Below are 19,620 nucleotides of genomic sequence, written 5' to 3' on the forward strand. Positions count from 1 at the left end.
CGCCTCACTCGCCCAGCACGGGCGGGTACGCGTCCGGCAGGTCCTCGAGGAAGTCGAAGGAACTGCCCTTGGTGTAACGGTTCTGGTGGTCTTCGGAGCCTTCGCCGCGCTGGCCCGCCATCGGCGGGAAGAACCCGCCGGACATCGGGCTCCCGCCGCGCGCGCCCGCCGCACCGGCTGCCCCGGCCGCGGCGGCGCCGGGCCCGGTCGCCCCGCCGGGCATCCCGCCGGACAGCGAGCCGGGCAGCGCACCGCCGCTGCCGGAACCCGTGCCGCCCAGCGCACCGCCGGACCCGCTCCCGAACGCACCGGCGGAACCCGGCATTCCGGACGTCCCGCCGAACGGCCCGCCCCCGAACGACCCGTCCGCGAACTGCCCGGCGCCGCCCGGCACGACCGACGACGCGGTAGTCGCGTCGCTGCCCGTTCCGTCGGAACCGCCGGAATGCCGTTCGCCGCGACTGCCGCGTCCGTCGCCGCCCGCGGAATCGATGTTCGTCGTCTTCGGCGCGGCGGTGAAGTGCGGCAGTTTGTCGTGCACGCCCTTGCTCGAGGTCTCGTAGCTCTCCATCACGCGGACGGCCTCGGCCTTGGCCCGCGACGCCGCGCGTTTGGCCGGCAGGTGGTCGTCGAGGAGCTGATCGACCATCACCGCACCGCTGGGACCGCTGGCCGCGTTGAGGTCGTAGCCGTCGCGGAACTGGTTTTCCGCCGCGTAGAACACCGGTTCCGGCATCTTGTGCTTCGCCGTTTCGACCGCGCTCGTGTAGTGGTCGAGCTTGTCGCCGACCGCGCGCATCGTCTCGCTCGCGCCGGTGCCCCACGACGTCAGCTTCGAGGCCGACTGCGCCGCCTGCCCGGCCGCGCCGCCGCGCCAGGACAGCAGCAGCTTCTGCACCGTTTTGTGCACCGCGGCGGTCGCCGAGTCGACGTCGTAGGCGAGCTTGCCCCACTGGTGCGCGGACGCGCCCATTTCGACCGGGTCCGCGGTCATGATCATGTCGTAGAGCGTGGTGTGCGCCCAGGCGTTCCAGTTGATCTTGCCGAACGATGCGTCCTTCAGGTTCGCCCGCTGGGCGAGCTTGGTGCGCCGCAGGACCCGGCGCTGCGCGGCGGTGGGCGGGTGGTCCTCGCTCCACAGCCGGTGTTTGCGGTGCTTCTCGTACGGCAGCCGTTCGTAGCCCGGTGTCCGGCTCATGCCGGCGTCCCTCCCCCGTCGTCCGCCCGGCGGCCCACCGCGTCGAGCGAATCCTTGGCGTCGCTTTCCTGCTGGACGTGGCCCGCGCTCGCCCGGCGGATGGCCTCGCGCAAGGCCGACAGCTCGTCGAGGTACTGCCGCAAGATCGCCTGCGCGCCGCCGTCGGCGGAGCCGCGGACGCCGAACGCCTTCCGCAGGTGCGCGGCGACCGGGCTGGTGCCGTCCTTGAGCGGATGCGTGAGCTGCTTGGCCTGTTCGAGGCAGGCGGTCAGCTCCTGCTGACGCCTTTCCAGCTCCGCGTCGGCCGCGGCGATCTCGGCCGGGTCCAGCTCGATGACGCCGGTGTCCGCGACGATCTCGGCGTTGCCCGCCCCGGACGGGCCGCGCACGGAATCCGCCGTCTCCGGCCGCCCGGACCGGTGCGTCTCCTTGGCCTGTTTTCTGTGCAGGGCACGGACGTCTGCCCAGTCTGATACCCGGTGCGAACTCACCCCAGTCCACCTCCCAGCGGGCGTCCTCAGCGGACGCGCGCACCAGTATGTCAGCCGTCCGGACCGCAGGCACCCGGTCCGGGAAAGTCGGCGATGAGACGGTCCCGGCGAGGCCGCGGTTCCGCCGGTCACCCGGACGGCGGAGGCGGGTGCGCGCCCCGGACGAGCAGGTCCGCCACCGCGCGGACGGCCGCCCGGACGTCGTCGCCAAGGCCGGCGGGAAGCGCCCGCTGCAGCCACAGCGTCGCGAACCCGTGCACGAGCGACCAGGCCGCCGCGCCCGCGACCACCGGATCGACGCCGCCGTCGCGGAACCCGGCGACGGCCCAGTCCAGCGCCTGGCTGCTGCGTTCCCGCGCGGCCCGCAGGTCCGGGTCGTCGGCGCGGAGCAGGTCCGCGCGGAACATCACCTCGAAATGGGCCCGGTGCTCGACCGCGAACGAGGCGTAGGCGACTCCGGCCTCGAGCAGGTCCGCCGACGGCGGCAGCTCCTCGAGCGCGTCCGCGAGCAGGTCGAAGCCCTGCGCGGCCACCGCGGTGAGCAGGCCGGCGCGATCGCCGAAATGGTGCGCCGGGGCGGCGTGCGAGACCCCGACCCGGCGGGCCAGATCGCGCAGGTTGACCGCGCCCGGGCCGGATTCGCCGAGCACCGCGACGGCCTCGGTCAGCACCGCCTGCCGCAGATCGCCGTGGTGGTAACGACGGGCCATGGGCTCGAGTATGCCCGGCTTGCCCGCGCCCAGGTCAGCCGTTCAGCGGACGAATTCGAAGATCTGCTTCTGGATCCCGTTCGAGTAGCTTTCGCTTTCGATCAGCTTCAGCGGCTGCTTTTCCTTGTCGGTTTCGCTGAACAGCCGCTTCCCCGCGCCCAGCAGGACCGGGAAGACCAGCAGGTTCAGCCGGTCGACCAGGCCCGCGTCGGTGAGGTCGCGGACCAGCGTCGCGCTGCCGTTGACGATGATCGGGCCGCCCTCGGTTTCCTTCAGCGCGGCGACGTCGTCAAGCGAGCGAAGAATGGTCGTTTCGCCCCAGTTCGACACGAGGTCCTCCTCGCGCAAAGTGGTCGACACGACGTACTTCGGCATCACTTTGTAGTGCGGGAACTCTGCCATGCCCGGCCACACCGGCGAGAACGCCTCGTAGCTGACGCGGCCGAGCAGCAGCGCGGTCGCTTCCTCCTGCTCGGCGCCCTTGAGCGCGTAGGCGGCGGGGTCGAACTCGATGTCCTTGAACGTCCAGCCGGCGTTCCGGTAGCCGGGCTCGCCGCCGGGGGCTTCGACGACGCCGTCGAGGGACACGAACGCGGTGGCGACGATGGTGCGCATGGTTCAGCTCCTGGTTCGGGATAATGCCTGGTTTACCTACGCGTCGAACGAAACCGTCCCGGACAGACACGCCACCCGAACCAAGAGTATGACCTGGGTCACACCGGAGTGTGCCAGGCGTCGTAGCCGTAAATCGCGTCCGCGGCGGCCGAACTCGTCCCGCTCTGCTTGAGCCAGCTGTTGCCCCGCGAAGCCAGCTGCACCTCGCGCGTGCGGTCGAGCCGGGCCGCCTGGTATGCCTTCAGCGCGACCTCGGTGTCCGGATACGCCGCCAGCGCCCGCGCCAGCACCACACTGTCCTCAATGGCCATTCCCGCGCCCTGCGCCATGAACGGCATCATCGGGTGGCACGCGTCGCCCAGCAGCGTCACCGGGCCGGACGACCAGTTCGGCAGCGGGTCACGAACGTACAGCGCGGACTGCAGCACCGAATCGCACGCCTCCAGCAAGGCGCGGGCCTCGGGGTGGAAGCCGCGATAAGCCTCGCGCAGTTCGTCGACATCGCCTGGGGTGGTCCAGGATTCGTGCCGCCACTGGCTTTGCCGGGTCGTGGCGAAGACAAACACGTCGGCACCGCGATTGAGCGGGAAAGTCACCAACTGCGTGTCCGGGTCCGGACCCCACCACTTGGTGAAGCAGTCCAGGTTCGGCACGTCCACCGAACCCGCGGGCAGCACCGCGCGGTAGGCGACCACGCCGGTGAACTCCGGATGTTCCGCGCCGAACAACGCGGTGCGGACGGCGGAGTGGATGCCGTCGGCGCCGATCACGACGTCCGCGGAAGCACTGGCGCCGCCGAAGTCCAGCGAAACCGAGTCTGTTGTGGACAGTCCGGTCAGCTTGTGTCCCAAGTGGACGACGCCGTCGGGCAGCGCGCGTTCCAAGGCGGCCAGCAGATCGGCGCGGTGCATCGTGAGCTGCGGCGAACCGTACCGGCGTTCGGCCTCGTCGCCCATCGGCAGCCGCGAGGTTTCCTCGCCGGTGTCCCAGGTGCGGCTGATCCGGTACTTCGGCCGCGCGGCGGTTTCGCGCAGTTCGCCGCCGACGCCGAGTCCGTCGAGCGCGCGGACGGCGTTGGGGGTCAGGTTGATGTCCGCGCCGACGCGGCCGAATCCGGCCGCCTGTTCGTGCACGACCGGGGAGAATCCGGCCTTCCGCAGGGCGACCGCGGCGGCGAGACCGCCGATCCCGCCGCCGACGATGGCGATTTCCGGCACAGCGAAAGCTCCTTCTAGACAGTGAGATCGAGCAGATCGTGGCCCACGACGACCGGGCCGGAGTAGTGCGGACGGACCCGCCGCAGCCAGCCCTCGTCGTCGAGGCGGGCGGGGTCGGCCGGGCCGAGGTGCGACAGCGCGACCCGCCGGGCCCCGGCCGCCGCGGCGACCCGGCCGACGTCCGCCGGCGAGGTGTGCGAGGCGGCGAGGAAGTCCAGCAGTCGCGGCGAATAGCCGATGCTGCGGTAGAAATCGGGCTCCATCGCTTCGTGGACCAGCAAATCGGCGCCGGCGGCCAGTTCGCCGACCGCGTCGCTGCGGGCGGTGTCGCCGGAGAAGGCGACCACGCCGTGCTCGGTCTCGAATCGGTAGCCCAGCGCCAGATTCAGCGGCGGATGCGGAACGGCCCGAGCCGTCACGCGCACCCGATCGTCCTCGTGCACCACGGTTTCCCCCGCTACCGAGACGTCGGCGGCGCGGATCAGGCCAGCCAGCCGCGGCCGGTCGCTGGTCCGCTGGCGCACCGCGACGTCCTGGCCGAACGCGGCGAGATTGCCCGCGATCAGCCCCTCGGTTCCGGCGGCGGGCGGACCGGGGTCGGTGGGGTCCGGGCCGGGTCCGTAGACCGGCACCGGATCGACGACGCCCTGGTTGGCCGGGCCCCAGCCGAGCAGGAAGAGCGTGAACAGCTCGGCGACGTGGTCGGAATGCAGATGGGTCACGAACACGGCGGCGAGATCGCGCAGGGACAGCCCGGCGGAGACGTACTTGCCGAGCGTCCCGTAGCCCGCGTCGACCAGGTACACGCGGCCGCCGACCACCACCGCGTTCGCGCAGCCCTGCCGGCCCGGCGCCGGGTACGGCCCGGCCGCCGTGCCGAGCAGGACCACGCGCAGCGCGTCCGTCACGGCGAAACCTCTTCGAGCGTGCGGCCCTTCGTCTCCTCGGCGAAGAACCCGGCGACCAGCGCACCGACGAGACAGATCGCGCCGAGCACGAGGAACACCGACGCGAGACCGCTGCCGCCGGCGTACAGCGCGCCGACCAGGATCGGGCCGAGGATCAGGCCGAACCGGTTCAGCACGCCGCCGAGGCTGACGCCCAGCGCGCGGCTGCGGGTCGGGTACAGCTCCGGCGTGTACAGGTACAGGCAGACGTTCACCGCGAAGTTGAACATCGCCGCGAGCGACGACCACACCAGCAGCTGCAGCGGGGTTCCGGCGCCGAGCGCGCCCAGCACCACCAGCATCGCGGTCGTCCCGCCCAGGCCCGCGGCCAGCACGACGCGGCGGCCGAGCTTGTCCACGACCAGCGCGGCGATCAAGCAGCCGACGAGACCGGCGACCGACGTCGCGGTGCTGTACCAGAGCGCTTGGCCGATCGAGAGGTGGAACGAGCCCTTGTACAGCGTCGGCAGCCACGAGGTGATGCCGTAGTTGGCGAGGTAGCCGACGAACCAGATCGTCCACACCATCAGCGTGCGCCGCCGGTAGCGGCCGGCGAACAGGTCGCGCAGCGAACCGCGCTTCGCGGGCCCGGCCGCCGGTGCCGCAGTGGCCGCGGCAGGCGGCGGCAGCGGGCGGCCGAGGGATTCCTCGACCCGGCGCTCGATCAGTGCCATCGTCGCCTCGGCCTTCTCGGTGTGCCCGTGCGCGGCGAGCCAGCGCGGCGATTCCGGGATCCGCAGCTGCAGCAGCACCGCGGCGAGACCGGGAACGGCGGCCAGCGCGAACAGCGGCCGCCAGCCCCAGTGCGGGATGACCCAGGCCGCGACCAGCGCGCCGACCGCGAGCCCGGCCGGGAAGACGATCTCGTACATCAGCACGAACCGGCCGCGACGGCGAGCCCGGCTGATCTCCGCGATGTACGCGGCCGCGGTCGGCACTTCACCGCCGATGGCGAGGCCTTGGACGAACCGGAGAATCAGGAACGGCAGGAGCGCGGTGCACAGCGTCATCGCGAGGCTGCACAACGCGGTGATCGCGACGCACAGCGTGATCACCTTGACGCGGCCGATCCGGTCGGCGGCCCAGCCGGACGCCAGCGCGCCGAGCAGCATGCCGATCGAGCCGACGGTCAGGGTCGCGGTGCTGGAGGCGGTCGTCAGGTGCCATTCGCGGCCGATGACCGGAAGCGTGTAGGCGATCAGCAGCTGGTCGAACGCCTCGAAGAACGTGACGATGCCGATGATCAGGCGGATCGAGACCTGCCAGCGCGACATCGGGAGCCGTTCCAGCCGGGCGGCGATGTCCCGCTGGGTCACCTCGGGGGTGGCGGCGATACTCATGGGCCCTCCTCGGAGCCGGAGCGTGCAGTCGATCGTAAGGGGTTTCGCGCGCGATGCCGGGAACTCGCGGCTGCGCTGTGGGCAGCTGGTGTCCGTGCGGGGACTCCGCTTCGCTCAGGGTTCCCCGCACGGACTCCAGGCGGCGTCCAGGAACCGGACCAGATCGTCCACAGCGGACGGTCCGAAGGGCAGCACGAGCCGATCGGGCGCATGCGGGTCGAATCCGGGCGAACCGGGCCACGGTGGCGGCTCGGGCCCGAGAGCGGCGGCGAGGTCCGCGCCGGCCAGTTCGGTCAGGTGGGCGGCGGAACCGAAACCGGCGGCGGCCACGCGGTGCCGCGGAATTCCCAGCCGGGCGCCGAGGTAGTCGAGCGCGCCGGCGAGGTCGGCTTCGAGATCGGACAGCGCGAGCGCGGCGAAGGCGGCGTCCGCTTTGTCCGGACCGAAAGTGTGGCCGCCGGTCTCGTAGTAGAACAGCGGCGCGACGGTGACGTATCCGCAGCTCGCGAGCGTGCGGCAGCAGTTTTCGACGGGTTCGTCGAGCCCGGCGGCGCCGTGCAGCACGAGCACCGCGCCGCGCACGCGGCCGGGCGGATGCCGCACCAGCAGCGGCGCGGACGTCCGCACCACCCGGCGGCGGCGGTTCGCGGGTCCGTGCCCGTGATGGTGGACTTCGGCAGCTTCGATGGTGCCTCCCACGTCTGGTCTCCCTCAGCTCTCCGGAACCGGCACCGGCGGCACGAACGGCCGCGGCGTCGCGGGCAGGGCGGTCACGTCCACCTCGATGACGAACGGCCCCTGCTGGGCCACCGCCTTCGCCAGCGCGTTGGCGAACTGGCCCGGCTTCGACACCAGCGCGTGCGGCAGGTCCAGCGATTGCGCCATGCGCGCGAAGTCCGGTGTGTACAGATCGACGCCGGCGCGCTGTCCGCGGTGGTGGTCTTGCATGTTGCGCAGCACGCCGTAGCCGCCGTCGTTGAACACGACCAGCGCGAGCCACGGCCGTTCCTGCGCCAGCGTGCACAGTTCGCCCAGGTGCACCGCGAGACCGCCGTCGCCGACCATGACCACGGTGGGCGCGTCCGGTGTCGCGAGCGCGGCCCCGATGCCGGTGGCCAGGCCCTGGCCGATGCCGCCGCCGACCGGGAACACGTTGGTGCGCGGGTCGTGGATGTCCAGCAGCCGGTTTCCCCACTGGCTGGACGGGATGGTGACGTCGCGGGCGATCACGGATTCGACCGGGAGACCGTCGCGCAGCGCGGCGCAGATCTCCGCGTACGGGCCGATCGCCTCGTTCAGCTTGTCCCGCACCGCTTTCCGGGTCTCGACCACGCGGTCGCGCCAGCCAGCTTCGGCGCTGGATTCCACAGTGGACAGACTGGCGAGGACGGTTGCGGCGTCGCCTTGCACTCCGACAGTGGCCGGGTAGACGCGGCCCAGCGCATCGGCGGCAACGTCGATCTGCAGGTGCCGGTCGGGCAGTTTCAGGTGGTAGTGCTTGGTTTCGTTGGAGCGGAAGTGCGTGCCGACCGAGACGAGCAGGTCGGCGTCGGCGAGCAGCGCGGCTGCCGACTCGTGGGCGGCGAAGTTCCCGACGACCAGTTCGTGGTTCTCCGGCACCGTGCCCCGGCCGGAGTTGCTGGTGAACACCGCCGCGCCGAGCCGTTCCGCGAGGGCGCGCACCTCGTCGCGGGCGCCGGTCGCTCCCCCGCCGAGCCAGAACACCGGACGGCGTGCGGCAGCCAGCAATTCGGCGGCTTGCGCGAGCATCGCGGGGTCGGGCGGCGGGATCGGCGTCGGTTCCAGCGAGCCGGGACGGAACTCGTGCCGCGAGTACTGCAGATCGATCGGCCATTCGACGCTTGCCGGACCGCTCGGCACCGACAGCGCTTGCCGGATCGCCACGCGCAACGTTTCCTCGGCGGTCTCCACCGACGTGATCGTGGCCGCGTGCTGGGAAATCGCGGTCAGCATGCCGATCTGGTCCCGCGTCTCGTGAATGACGCCGCGGCCGCTGCCGAGGAATTCGGAGTCGATCTGCCCGGTCACGTGCAGCACGCGGCTGCCCGCCGTGAGGGCCTCGACCAGCGCGCCGGCCGCGTTGCCCGCGCCGGTGCCGGTGCTGGTGATCGCGACGCCGAGGCCGCCGCTGGCCCGCGCGAACCCGTCGGCGGCGTTCACCGCGGCGGCCTCGTGCCGCACCGGCACGAACCGCAGGTGCTGCGAAACCGCTTCCACCAGCGGCAGGTTGTGCACACTCACCACGCCGAAGGCGGTGTCCACTCCGGCTTCGGACAGCAGGCGAACGAGCAGCTCGCCTCCGTGACCGTGATTCATGGGTCCGTCCCTTCTAGACGTAACGAGCAATGCCGCCGCCGACGTCGATCGTCGCGCCGGTCACGTAGGAGGCACGCGGCGAAAGCAGCGTGACGATGGGGAAAGCGACCTCTTCCGCGGTGCCGAGCCGTCCTAACGGGATTCCTCGGTCGGCGGCCAGCTCCGCCGACCAGTCCGCAAAGGACAACTCGCTGCCGGAAGCCTCGTACCGGCGCCGCCACTGTCCGGTGTCGACCAGCCCGAGGCAGACCGAGTTGACTCGCACGCCGTCCTCGGCCAATTCGGTCGCCAACGTCGTGGAGAGATTGAGCAACGCTGCCCTTGCCGCCGAAGTGGCTGCCAACCGGGGTTCGGGCTGGCGGGCGAGGATCGCGTTCACGTTCACCACAGCCGGATTCGAAGCCGCGCGCAACCACGGCAGGGCGGCCCGGACGACGTGCAGCACCGAAAAGATCTTGAGGTGCAGTTCGTCGCGCCACTGGTCGTCGGTGGTCTCGGCGAGCCGCGCCATCAGCGAGCGGCCCGCGTTGTTGACGACCCCGGTCAGTCCGCCCAGCTCGCGGGCGGCGTCGGCGACGAACGTTTCCACCTGCTGCTGGTCGAGCACGTCGCAGGACGCGGTGTACAGCCGGGCTCCCTCGGCACGGGGCAGATCGGCGAGGGCCTTCTCCAGCCGGACGCCGTCGCGGGCGCAGGCGGCGACGTGCGCGCCTTCGGCCAGCAGCGCGGCCGCGGTCGCGAGCCCGACGCCGGAGCTGGCCCCGGTCACGAGCACCGCCGCGCCCTTCAATCCCAAATCCACGGGTTTTCCCTTCAGCTGCAGACGAATCCGCCGTCGACCACGAGGGTCTGGCCGGTGATGTAGGAGGCCGCGTCGGACAGCAGGAACGCCACCGAACCGACGACGTCCTCCGGCTGCTGCGGCCGGGTCAGCGCGCGGTTCAGCGCGTACAGCTCATGCCGCTCCCGCGGAATGCCCGCGGTGGCCTCGACCTCGGTCAGTCCGGGCGCGACCGCGTTGACGGTCACGCCGTCCGGGCCGCCGTCGCGCGCCATCGCCCGGGTCATCGCGATCACCGCGCCCTTGGACGCCACGTACTGGACCAGTCGCGGCGAGCCGTACAGCGCGGCGTCCGACGCGAGATTCACGATGCGTCCGCCGGTCTGCGCGAGCTGCGGATACAGCGCGCGGGAGACGAGCCAGGGGCCGCGTGCGTTGACGGTCATCAACGTGTCCCACGCTTCGACGTCCAGCTCCGCGAAATGCTTGCCGCCCACACCGTCCGCCATGGCCGCGTTGTTCACCAAGCCGTGCAACGGGCCGAGCTTCGCGACCGCGTCCGCCAGGGCCGCGACAGATTCCGGATCCGCTACATCGGTGTCGATCCGATATGCCGCAACGCCTTCCGCGTGCAACCGGGCGACGCCGTCCGCCGCGCGGTCCGGAGACCGTTCGGCGACCACGACGCGACCGCCTTGCCTGCCGATTTCGCGGGCGATCGCCCAGCCGAGACCGCGACCCGCGCCGGTGACCACATACAGCCGGTCCTTCATCGCGCCACCACCGAGTCCACTTCGGACAGAAAGTCCAGCACCTCGGCGGAAAACCGGCGCGGCGACTCCTGATTCGCCGCGTGCCCGCCGGGCAGCACTTCCAGCCGGGCGCCCGGAATCGACGCGGCGAGCCGCCGGGCCTCGCCGACGCCGGTCACCTGGTCGTGCTCGCCGACAAGAACGAGCGTGGGGACGGAAATCCGCGACAACCGCGGACCGTGGTCCGTCTCGGCCATCGACTCCGCGGCGGACGTGTACCCGGGCAGCCGAATGCCCGCCATGATGGCCTCGACCCGTTGCGCCACCGCAGGATCCGCGCCAGGGGCGAGCAGCCGAGGCGCGCGACGGCGAGCGAACTCGGCCGCACCCACCCGGTTCAGCTCGCTCGGCCGGGACCGCATCACCGCGGCGCGCTCGGAGTCGATGCCGGAACCGCGAGTCGAATCCGCCAGCACCAGCGACCGCACGACCTCCGGGTAGTCGAGCGCGACCCGCGTCGCGATCACGCCGCCCCACGACACGCCCACGAGATGCGCGGGCGCTGCGTCCAACGAGGTCAGCAGACGGCCGACGAGCGCCGCGTATCCGGCCATCCCCAGCGGCTTCTCCGGATCGGCCGAACCGCCGTAACCAGGTGCGTCCCAGGCGAGCACGCGGTGTTTCGGCGCCAGCCCAGCCAGCTGCGCGTCGAACGACGCACTCGAACCGCCGATGCCGTGCAGCAACAACACCGGACTGCCGTCCCCGGCGATCCGCACCCGCACACCGTCCACTGTGGAGATCACCGGAACACCGCCCTCGGTGCCGCCAACGCTTCCAGTGCGGAAAGCACCGCGTACGGCACGACCTGGCTCGACGTCGGCGTCTGCGGCGACGGCTGATTCCGGATCTCGAACCGGTACTCCCCCGCCGGACCGGCCGCGGTGATCACGTGCGAAGTCAACGGCGCGGCCGGATCAGCGATCACCGCCGCCTCCACGACGTCCCAATCCCGCACCGCCAACGCCACCGACGCGGCCACGTTCGCCGACTTCGGGAACGCCGCGGTGATCTCCCGCGCGGGCCCGCGCCGCAGCTCGACCGGCTCAGTCGCTTGTCGCAATTCCTCTGCTTCCGCAGGCGACATCCACGGCTGCACCAGCGAAGACGCCTTCTTCGTCGTCTCGATGACCACCCGCTCGAACGGCCCGAGCAGCGCCGCCGAGCGCAGCAGGTCCAGCCCGCCGATCGCGCCGGTCGACAAATGGACCGCGCCCGGCCCGGCCGCGAGCAGCTTGTCCAGCAGCCCGTCCGCCGCCAGCGCGCCGACCGAGACCACCAGCAGATCGCATCCCGCCGACAGCACCTGCGGACCGGCGTCCGCCAGCGCCCGCTGCCCGGCCGCCTCGACCACCAGGTCCGAAGCGGACAGCAGCTCCGGCAACGCGCACATCGGCAGTCCCGCCGAGGAAAGCGCCGGATCGACAACCCCGGCCAGCTCCGCGCCCGGCACCCGCCCGTCGCGCAGCGCTTCCGCGACGACGGAACCGATCGACCCCGCGCCCAGCACTCCTATCTTCACGACTGCCACCACGCCGAGTAGCCGGGGTCCGGCACGCCGCGCATGTGCGAGCGGACGTCCTTCGACGGCGGGCCCGCGGTGCCCCACAGGTCGGACAGCTCCGGCGTGCGCCGCCACACCCGGCACAGCCACGCGTCCTCCTCGACCTGCGCGACCTCGGAGGTGTACTCGCAGACGAGCCCGGCCGGGTCGGCGAAGTAGCTGAACGTGTTGCTGCCCGGGCCGTGCCGGCCGGGGCCCCACAGCGGCGTGACGCCGTTGTGCTTGAGCCGTCCGATGCCGCGCATGAAGTGGTCGATCGAGTTCATCTCGTACGCGATGTGGTTCACCGACGCGAATTCGGCCTGGTTGAACGCGATCACGTGGTGGTCGGCGTTGCAGCGCAGGAACGCCATCTGGTGCTCGGACCAGTCGGAGATCCGCATGCCCAGCACCCGGGTGTAGAACTCGCAGGCCGCGTCGATGTCGACCGTGTTGAGCACGACGTGCGCCAGTTTCCGCGGCACCGCGGCGCGGCCGTCCGGATCGCCCGGGACGACCGCGTCGACCTCGGCGGACAGTTCCACCAGACGGCCTTCCGGGTCGGCGAAGCGCAGGCCGTACCCGCCGCCGACCTGGTCGAGCTTGCCGGGTTCGGTGACGAGCGGAACGCCGTGCGCGGCCAGCCGGGCGGCGGCCGCGTCGACCTCGCGCGGGGTCGCGACGGCGAACGCGATCTTGCCGAGCGCGTTCTGGTCGGCCTGTTCGAGCTGGAGCACGTGGTGCTCGTCGCCGGAACCGCGCAGCCACACGGCGCCGCGGTCGGCTTCGACCTGCTGCAGCCCCCAGACTTCGCGGTAGAACTCGCCGGAATCGGCGCACTGCGTCGAACGCAGCGTCACCGCGCGCAGGGCGCGGAGCCGCGCGATGGGTTCGGCGGACATGAGGCCTCCTGGGGCTTCAGCGGGTGGGGGCGGGCACGGGCGCGGCCGGAGCCGGCGCGGCGGCGGGAGCGGCGAGCGCGGCGGCCTGGCGGCGGGCTTCCGACCGCAGCAGCCGGCGCATCCGGACGAGCGCGATGTCGTGCTGGTACAGGTTTTCCCGGTCCCACGCGTCGAGCGGCATCGCCTCGGCCATCTCGCGGTCCTGTTCCAGCACCGCCCAGTGCCGGGCCTCGAGCCGGTTGCGGTAGAGCACGCGCCAGCTGTCGCGTTCCCAGCCGGAAACCTTGCGGCAGCGCCAGAAGAAGGCCGCGTGCTGGGTTTCGTTGATCGCGCACAGCGCCGCCACGATGGTGAACGCGCCGCCCGGACCGGCGGTGTCCGGATACGGGATGTCGAGCGTGACCCACTGCGCGCCGGCGTCGGTGAGCTGCACCCAGTCGAAGTTCACGCCGCGCTGGTCGGTCTTCTCGAAGACGAACCCGTCGTCGATCGCGCGGATCTGGAAGACGGCTTCGCGCTTGCCGCCGAACATGGTGTGGCTGTTGCGGTGCAGGAACGCGCCGTGCATCGGGTCGAGCAGGTTGTCCAGGGAGTAGCCGTAGGGCGCGTCCCATTCGACGTAGCAGAGAAAGTTGTCCCATTCGCCGCCCGCGATCGGGTCCGGCACCCGCAACGGCTTCGGCTCGGCGGCCTCGTCCAAGCCGAACCAGGCGAACACGGCACCGGCGTGCTCCTCCGCCGGGAACGTCCGCAGCGCGCGACGGCCTTCCAGCGCGCACCCCGGGCTGCCGGGCACCGACACGACGACGCCGTCGCCGTCCACCTGCACCCCGTGGTAGTTGCAGGCGACCCGGTCGCCCATGTGCACGCCGAGCGAAAGCCGCGCGCCGCGGTGCGGACAGCGGTCTTCCTGAACGTGCACGACCCCGGCGGAGTCGCGCCAGAGCAGCAGTTGCTCCCCGGCCCGTTCGATGCGGGTCAGCTCGCCGCGGTTCACCGCGCTGGACGGGCACAGCGGGTACCAGCGGTCGCGCAACCCCAGCGCCAGCAGCTCTTCGGCGGTCTTGGTCGCCATCACGCCTCCCCGGCCAGCCGCGCCAGTTCGGCGGTGAAGGTCTCTTCGGTCCAGTCGGAGCCGTCGGCCGGGCGCAGGCCGCCCGCGTTGAGCGCGGAGACCACGCCGGGCAGGTCGTGCACGCCCCGGCCGTAGACGGCTTCCAGCTCGTCGGCCAGCGCGTTCTCGTAGCTCGTTGGCGGGGCGGTGCGGCTCTGCACCGGCCGCAGCTGCAGCGGCATCGGGCGTTCCCTTCGGTTCGTGGTGGTCGGGCCTCGTGAGTGGCGATGCCGGTTCTAACCGGGATTGCCACTCACGAGCCGTTAAGCAGCGAGCACGGCCTGCCCGGCGGCGGTGAGCACCGCGGGCACCCGCAGCCCCGGTCCGCGCGGGGCGGCCGGTTCGGGGGCGAGCAGCCCGGCCAGCTGGTGCCCGAGCGTCGGGTCGCAGCAGGCGAGGCCGTCGACGTAAAGGTGCGGTTCGCGGCTGCACGTCATTTCCACGTGCCCCGCGGCGGCGGCGCGCAGCACGGCGAGCTGCCGGTGGGTGTGTCCGGCCATGGCCGGCTCCTCAGGATCGGTTCTTCTACAAATCGAGCACGAGTTCGGCGGACCGGCACCGCGACACGCAGAGCATCATGGTCTGAGAGGTCGCCTTCTCGTCGTCGTCGAGCACGAAATCGCGGTGGTCCGGTTCGCCGGAGAGCACCTTCGTTTCACAGGTTCCGCACACGCCCTCGCGGCACGAGGTCGGCACGGCGATCCCGGTGCGGCCGAGTGCGTCCACAATGGACTCGTCGGCGGCCACCGAGACCCGGGTCCCGGAACCGGCGCACACGACGTCGAATCCCGTGCCCGGCTGGGCCGCCGGGGCTTCGGGGGCCCGGAAGCGTTCGACGCGCAGGGTCGCCGTTTCCGGCAAAGCCGCTTCGACCGCACGGATGAGCGGTTCGGGACCGCAGCAGTGCACGACCGTGCCCGGCGCGAGCCCGGCCAGCCTCGCGGCCAGCTCGGGCGGACCGCCGTGCTCGTCGTCGGCGTGCACTTCCAGCCGGTCCCCGGCGAGGCCGGAAAGCTCGTCCAGGAAAGCCATCCCGCCGCGCGACCGTCCACAGTAGAGCATGGACCACGGCGCGGAGCCGCCGGCGAGTTTCCGGGCCATCGCGAGGATCGGGGTCACGCCGATGCCGCCGGCGACGAGCAGGTGCTCCGGAGCGTCGTGCAGTTCGAAGGTGTTGCGCGGGCCCTCGACGGGAATCAAGCTCCCCGCCGTGAGCCGCTCGTGCACCCACGCGCTGCCGCCGCGCGAGGATTCCTCCCGCAGCACCGCGACCGTCCAGCCGTACCGGTCGGCCGGGTCGCCGCAGAGGGAGTACTCGCGCACCAGCCCGTTCGGCAGGTGCAGGGAAAGGTGCGCTCCCGGCTCCCAGCCGGGCAGCGGCTTTCCGTCCGGATCGCGCAGTTCCACCTGCGTGACCTTCTCGGCCAGCCACGTCGTCCGGTGCACCCGCAGCATCGTCGGCATCGCGGTCTCTTCTCAGCGGGTGACGCCGTGCATCGGCGAGGTGGGCGGGTAGGTCGGCAGCTGCGGCTTCTGCGCGCCGATGATGACGCAGAACAGCGCGTCGGTGTCGCCGGCGTTGCGCAGGCTGCGCGGCACCCCGGCGGGCACGCGGATCAGGTCGCGGTAGCCGAGCACGCGGGTGGCGGTCTTGGTGCCGTCCTCGACGTCGTGCACGGTCACCTCCAGCGTGCCCTCGAGGACGAAGAACGCCTCTTCCACGTCGTGGTGGGTGTGCTCCGGGCCGATCGCGCCGACCGGAAGCCGCATGTTGGAGAAGGTGAAGTGCTCCGAGGGCAGCTGGCGCGAGTCGCCCTCGTGGTTGCCGGTCGCGCCGGAGCCGATGTAGCGGATCTGCGCGCGGCGGAACTCGTCGCCCTTCGCGGCGGCCTGGAAGCCGAGGGTGTCCCAGTCCTCGTACCGCGTCTCGCGGGCCGCGATGCACGAGTCGATGAGCTCCTCGAGGTGCTGGTGCTTGCTTTCGGTGGTGGTCATCGCGGGGCAACTCCTCCGGTGGTCCTCGGCGGGCTCGCCGCCGAATGCCTTAGGTCTAAGAGACTTACTGATAAGGGTTGTACCCCGCGGCCTGTGATCCGCACAACCCCTCAGGCCTAAAATTCTTCGCCGGCGCTCTCGCGGCGGACCGGGTCTTGACGAAATCTTAGGTCTAAGGTTTCCTCGGTCGCACCCAGCTCGCCCGCGCCGAAAGGACGTCGCCATGCAGCCCTTCCCCGTCCCGCCCGACGAAATCCCGGTCGGCGGCGACTGGCAGCGCGGCGGCGGTCCCGCGGCCACGTGCGTGGATCCCACCGACGGCTCGCCGGTCGCCTCGATCCACGCCGCCGACTCCGCCCAGGTCGACGCCGCCGCCCGAGCCGGTGCCGCGGCCGCCGCGGACCCCGCGTGGCGGGACCTGCTGCCGCACCAGCGCGCCCGCCTGCTGACCCGCGTCGCCGACGCGATCGAGGACCACGCCGAGCAACTCGCCCTGCTGCAAACCCGCAACACCGGCAAGGCGCTCGGCGAAACCCGCGCACTCGTCGCGAGCGCAGCCGGCACCTTCCGTTACTACGCAGCCGCACTCGAAACCCTCGAAGGCGAACTCCCGCCGAGCCGCGGCGCGCACCTGACGATGAGCGTGCACGAACCGATCGGCGTCGTCGGCGCGATCACGCCGTGGAACTCGCCGATCGCCAGCGACGCCCAGAAAATCGCCCCCGCGCTGGCCGCCGGGAACGCCGTCCTGCTCAAACCGGCCGAAGCCACTCCCCTGGTTTCGCTGGCACTGGCCCGGCTCGCACACGACGCCGGCGTCCCGCCCGCACTGCTTTCCGTTCTGCCCGGCCCGGGTTCGATCGTCGGCGACGCCATCGCCCGCCACCCGCTGGTGGGCAAGCTCGCCTTCACCGGCGGCACCGCCACCGGACGCGTGCTGGGCCGGATCGCCGCGGACCGGATCATCCCGGTCACCATGGAACTGGGCGGCAAATCCCCGACGATCGTCTGCGAGGACGCGGACGTCGAGGAGACTGTCGCCGGAATCCTGTACGGAATCTTCTCGTCGACCGGTCAGAGCTGCATCGCCGGATCGAGAATTTTCTTGCCGCGCAAGCAGTACGACGCATGGGCTTCCCGCCTGATCGCCGCCGCTTCCGCCCTGCGCCTCGGCCCGGGCACCGATCCGGCCACCCAGGTCGGGCCGCTGGCCACGTTCGCACACCGCGACAAAGTGGCCGCGATGGTCGACCGCGCCCGCGAGGAAGGCGCGGTCGTCCGCTGCGGCGGGCAAATCCCTGCCGAGGAACGCTTGGCGCGCGGCGCGTACTACCTGCCGACCCTGCTGGACGGCCTCGCGCCGGACGCGAAGACGTGCCAGGAGGAAATCTTCGGCCCGGTCGGCGTCCTGCTGCCGTACGACGACGAGGAAGACCTGGTCGCCCAAGCGAACGCGACCGTCTACGGCCTGGCATGCGGCATCTGGACCGCCGACTACCGCCGCGCGCTCCGCCTGGCGCGCCGCATCGAGGCCGGGACGGTGTGGATCAACACGTACAAGCAGTTCAGCATCTCGACGCCGTTCAGCGGCACCAAGGAAAGCGGCCTCGGCACCGACAAGGGCCGCACCGCGATCCGCAGTTACCAGCGGCAGAAGAGCCTGTATCTGGGTCTGGCGGAGGAGCCGATCCCCTGGGCTACTCGCAGTAGGTGATGCCCTTCGTCATGCTGACGATACAGACTGTGGCGTGCGGGCGGAGCGGCGCGCCTTCCCGGCGTTGTCGCGCACCGCCTGCGATGAGGGCGACGATGACCGCCACGACGAGAGCAGCACCGGACACGACGGCCCAGACCCGACGACGGCCTGGAGCGGCGGCCCGAGCGGCGGCGCCCGCGGTGGCACCGGCCTTCGCGGCACCGACGGTCGCGAGGGAGCCGAACGCCGAGACGCCCAGGACCGTCGAGGCGACGATCGCCCGCAGCGCTCCGTTGACATCGGCGAGTTCGGCGGCGAGCAGGCGGCACCGCTCGCATTTGTCGAGGTGGTTCTCGACCTGGGCCCGCTCCCGCTTGGACAGTCCGGCTCGAGTCCACGCACCGAGCCGTTCGGCAGTTTCCAGACAGGCGCCAGCCTGGTTCTCCGACACATGTACCTGCAGAAATGCCTGCCGGAGCCCCTCGCGGGCGCGGCAGGCGAGCGCCGAGACGCCGTTCGGGCTCAAGCCGAGCAACGGCGCGACCTCGGCAGGGCTCCGTTGCTCAACCTCGGTGTGCCAGAGCACGGCCTGCCAGCGTTCGGGCAGCCGCGCGAACGCCTTCGCTGCCAGCATCCGGTCCAGCCCGGCGACCGCGGTGTCGGTGAACGGCACCGCCAGCGCCGGTGCGTCCTTGCCGATCGGTTCGGCCAAGTCTTCGGCGAGGTGGACGCCGCGATGCCCCCGGGTCACGTCGTAGGCGACGTGCCGCAGCGTCGTCAGCAGATACGGACGGAAAGCCGAGTCGGGCCCCTTGCCCGCGCGCAGGGAGTCGAGCAGCTTCGCGAACGCCTCGGCGACGAAATCGTCGGCCTCGCTCTCCGACTTGGCGAGCTGACGAGCCAGGTTGCGGGCCGCCGCGCGATGCCGCTCGTAGAGACTGCCGTACGCGCCGATCTCTCCCGCGCGCACGGCGGCGATCAATTCGGCGTCACTCCGGTCGGCAGGCACGCAAACCTCCTGAGGTCGGGATGCCCGGAGGACCTGCCGGAACCGGGATCATGACGCGGTTCCGGGAAATTAATTCTCCGAAACCGCGTCACGTCCGGGTCCGGCCGCCGTCCCGTGAGCCCATGACAGCTTTTCTCGCCGACGAGCCCAGGGAATCGTGATGCCCGCCTACGCCTGGACCGTGCTCGCGGCGCTCGCACTCCTCAACCTGGTGCGGCTGGCGGTCTTCCGCCTCGCGCTGCACGCCCGTCGCGAGTGGAATATTCCCACCGATGACGTGGAACGCCTCATTCTCGCGTGCTATCCCCGCCGCCCGAAGAATGCTCCCCCGCGGAACGAGGAGGATTGACCGAAGGTCAGTCGCCGAATTCGGCCTGGTCCAACGACCTCTCCAAGCGCCCCAGCAATTTCGCCAGCTGCGCCCGTTCCGCCGCGGTCAACCCGGCCAGCATGCGGTTTTCGTTGGGGAAATGCTCGTGCACCACCTTGTCCGTTGCGGCGAGCCCCTCCTCGGTGAGGCCGATGAACACGACCCGCCGGTCGTCCTCGTCGCGTTCGCGGCGGACGAGGCCAGCCTGGACCAGCTTGTCGACGCGTTGAGTGATGCCGCCGGTGGTGAGCAGATTCGTGTCGGCGAGGTCGCCCGCCGTACGCCGGTAAGGGGCGCCGCCCCGGCGGAGCGCGGCCAGGATCCCGAAGTCCGCCACCGTGATCCCGTGCCGGGCGAACACGCGCGTCAGCTGCCGCTGGTACCGGTCGAACGACCGGTGCAGCCGCCCGAACACCGCGAGCGGCGAGGTGTCGACCTCCGGCGCCTCGGCGCGCCACTGCGCGAGCATCTCGTCGACCTCGTCCGGCTCGGTACGCTTCGGCATCCGGCACCCCCGTGAATAACTTTGCCCTAAGAATAGCA

General features: G+C 71.4%; 22 protein-coding genes and 1 pseudogene. 2 read left to right on the forward strand and 21 right to left on the reverse strand.

Annotated features, from left to right (window positions below):
* Positions 1-4 precede the first annotated feature (4 nt).
* The 19 genes from F9C12_RS09900 to F9C12_RS09990 all read right to left on the reverse strand — a co-directional run bounded on the left by F9C12_RS09900 (position 5) and on the right by F9C12_RS09990 (position 16,002).
* Positions 5-1,198, reverse strand: a complete 1,194-nt coding sequence (locus F9C12_RS09900; RefSeq protein ID WP_409465657.1) for a PPE domain-containing protein — start codon at positions 1,196-1,198, stop codon at positions 5-7.
* Positions 1,195-1,689, reverse strand: coding sequence for a hypothetical protein (locus F9C12_RS09905; protein WP_409465658.1), 495 nt, complete (start codon positions 1,687-1,689; stop codon positions 1,195-1,197). Before F9C12_RS09905 ends, F9C12_RS09900 begins: the two co-directional genes overlap by 4 nt.
* 128 nt (positions 1,690-1,817) lie before the next feature.
* Positions 1,818-2,399, reverse strand: a complete 582-nt coding sequence (locus tag F9C12_RS09910) for a TetR/AcrR family transcriptional regulator (protein WP_409465659.1) — start codon at positions 2,397-2,399, stop codon at positions 1,818-1,820.
* Between the two features lie 42 nt (positions 2,400-2,441).
* Complete coding sequence (locus tag F9C12_RS09915) at positions 2,442-3,014, reverse strand: dihydrofolate reductase family protein (RefSeq protein ID WP_409465660.1); 573 nt, start codon at positions 3,012-3,014, stop codon at positions 2,442-2,444.
* Between the two features lie 98 nt (positions 3,015-3,112).
* Positions 3,113-4,231 carry an FAD-dependent monooxygenase gene (locus F9C12_RS09920; protein ID WP_409465661.1) on the reverse strand — a complete coding sequence of 373 codons (1,119 nt, stop codon included), beginning with the start codon at positions 4,229-4,231 and terminating at the stop codon, positions 3,113-3,115.
* Between the two features lie 14 nt (positions 4,232-4,245).
* Complete coding sequence (locus F9C12_RS09925; protein WP_409465662.1) at positions 4,246-5,139, reverse strand: MBL fold metallo-hydrolase; 894 nt, start codon at positions 5,137-5,139, stop codon at positions 4,246-4,248.
* Positions 5,136-6,518 (reverse strand): MFS transporter, encoded by a 1,383-nt coding sequence (locus tag F9C12_RS09930; protein ID WP_409465663.1) that lies wholly within the window; start codon positions 6,516-6,518, stop codon positions 5,136-5,138. Before F9C12_RS09930 ends, F9C12_RS09925 begins: the two co-directional genes overlap by 4 nt.
* A gap of 114 nt (positions 6,519-6,632) precedes the next feature.
* Complete coding sequence (locus tag F9C12_RS09935; RefSeq protein ID WP_409465664.1) at positions 6,633-7,217, reverse strand: dienelactone hydrolase family protein; 585 nt, start codon at positions 7,215-7,217, stop codon at positions 6,633-6,635.
* A gap of 12 nt (positions 7,218-7,229) precedes the next feature.
* On the reverse strand, positions 7,230-8,855 hold the full coding sequence (locus F9C12_RS09940) for a thiamine pyrophosphate-binding protein (RefSeq protein WP_409465665.1): 1,626 nt from the start codon (positions 8,853-8,855) through the stop codon (positions 7,230-7,232).
* Between the two features lie 13 nt (positions 8,856-8,868).
* Entirely contained in the window at positions 8,869-9,657 is a 789-nt protein-coding gene (locus F9C12_RS09945) for an SDR family oxidoreductase (RefSeq protein WP_409465666.1), read from the reverse strand.
* 11 nt (positions 9,658-9,668) lie between these two features.
* Complete coding sequence (locus F9C12_RS09950; protein WP_409465667.1) at positions 9,669-10,409, reverse strand: SDR family oxidoreductase; 741 nt, start codon at positions 10,407-10,409, stop codon at positions 9,669-9,671.
* Positions 10,406-11,194 carry an alpha/beta fold hydrolase gene (locus F9C12_RS09955; RefSeq protein WP_409465668.1) on the reverse strand — a complete coding sequence of 263 codons (789 nt, stop codon included), beginning with the start codon at positions 11,192-11,194 and terminating at the stop codon, positions 10,406-10,408. The genes F9C12_RS09950 and F9C12_RS09955 overlap by 4 nt, the downstream gene beginning before the upstream one ends.
* On the reverse strand, positions 11,191-11,970 hold the full coding sequence (locus F9C12_RS09960) for an aspartate dehydrogenase domain-containing protein (protein ID WP_409465669.1): 780 nt from the start codon (positions 11,968-11,970) through the stop codon (positions 11,191-11,193). The genes F9C12_RS09955 and F9C12_RS09960 overlap by 4 nt, the downstream gene beginning before the upstream one ends.
* Positions 11,967-12,893, reverse strand: a complete 927-nt coding sequence (locus F9C12_RS09965; protein ID WP_409181708.1) for a VOC family protein — start codon at positions 12,891-12,893, stop codon at positions 11,967-11,969. The genes F9C12_RS09960 and F9C12_RS09965 overlap by 4 nt, the downstream gene beginning before the upstream one ends.
* A gap of 16 nt (positions 12,894-12,909) precedes the next feature.
* Complete coding sequence (locus F9C12_RS09970; protein ID WP_409465670.1) at positions 12,910-13,968, reverse strand: Rieske 2Fe-2S domain-containing protein; 1,059 nt, start codon at positions 13,966-13,968, stop codon at positions 12,910-12,912.
* Positions 13,968-14,189, reverse strand: a complete 222-nt coding sequence (locus tag F9C12_RS09975) for a recombinase-like helix-turn-helix domain-containing protein (protein ID WP_037814792.1) — start codon at positions 14,187-14,189, stop codon at positions 13,968-13,970. Before F9C12_RS09975 ends, F9C12_RS09970 begins: the two co-directional genes overlap by 1 nt.
* An 81-nt stretch (positions 14,190-14,270) precedes the next feature.
* Positions 14,271-14,507, reverse strand: a complete 237-nt coding sequence (locus tag F9C12_RS09980; RefSeq protein WP_409465671.1) for a hypothetical protein — start codon at positions 14,505-14,507, stop codon at positions 14,271-14,273.
* Between the two features lie 25 nt (positions 14,508-14,532).
* Entirely contained in the window at positions 14,533-15,471 is a 939-nt protein-coding gene (locus tag F9C12_RS09985; protein WP_409465672.1) for a PDR/VanB family oxidoreductase, read from the reverse strand.
* A 12-nt stretch (positions 15,472-15,483) separates the two neighbouring features.
* Positions 15,484-16,002, reverse strand: coding sequence for a cupin domain-containing protein (locus tag F9C12_RS09990; protein WP_037360475.1), 519 nt, complete (start codon positions 16,000-16,002; stop codon positions 15,484-15,486).
* A 223-nt stretch (positions 16,003-16,225) separates the two neighbouring features.
* Here F9C12_RS09990 and F9C12_RS09995 point away from each other — a divergent pair, with 223 nt between their 5' ends.
* Positions 16,226-17,716 carry an aldehyde dehydrogenase family protein gene (locus F9C12_RS09995; protein ID WP_409465673.1) on the forward strand — a complete coding sequence of 497 codons (1,491 nt, stop codon included), beginning with the start codon at positions 16,226-16,228 and terminating at the stop codon, positions 17,714-17,716.
* A gap of 31 nt (positions 17,717-17,747) precedes the next feature.
* Here F9C12_RS09995 and F9C12_RS10000 read toward each other — a convergent pair.
* Positions 17,748-18,707, reverse strand: a pseudogene (locus F9C12_RS10000) (sigma-70 family RNA polymerase sigma factor); the annotation flags it as partial.
* A 160-nt stretch (positions 18,708-18,867) separates the two neighbouring features.
* Here F9C12_RS10000 and F9C12_RS10005 point away from each other — a divergent pair.
* Entirely contained in the window at positions 18,868-19,056 is a 189-nt protein-coding gene (locus F9C12_RS10005; RefSeq protein WP_409181713.1) for a hypothetical protein, read from the forward strand.
* A 7-nt stretch (positions 19,057-19,063) separates the two neighbouring features.
* Here F9C12_RS10005 and F9C12_RS10010 read toward each other — a convergent pair whose 3' ends face one another.
* Entirely contained in the window at positions 19,064-19,582 is a 519-nt protein-coding gene (locus tag F9C12_RS10010) for a MarR family winged helix-turn-helix transcriptional regulator (RefSeq protein WP_409465674.1), read from the reverse strand.
* Between the last annotated feature and the right edge of the window lie 38 nt (positions 19,583-19,620).

This window comes from Amycolatopsis sp. GA6-003 (assembly GCF_046267895.1).
GTDB lineage: Bacteria > Actinomycetota > Actinomycetes > Mycobacteriales > Pseudonocardiaceae > Amycolatopsis.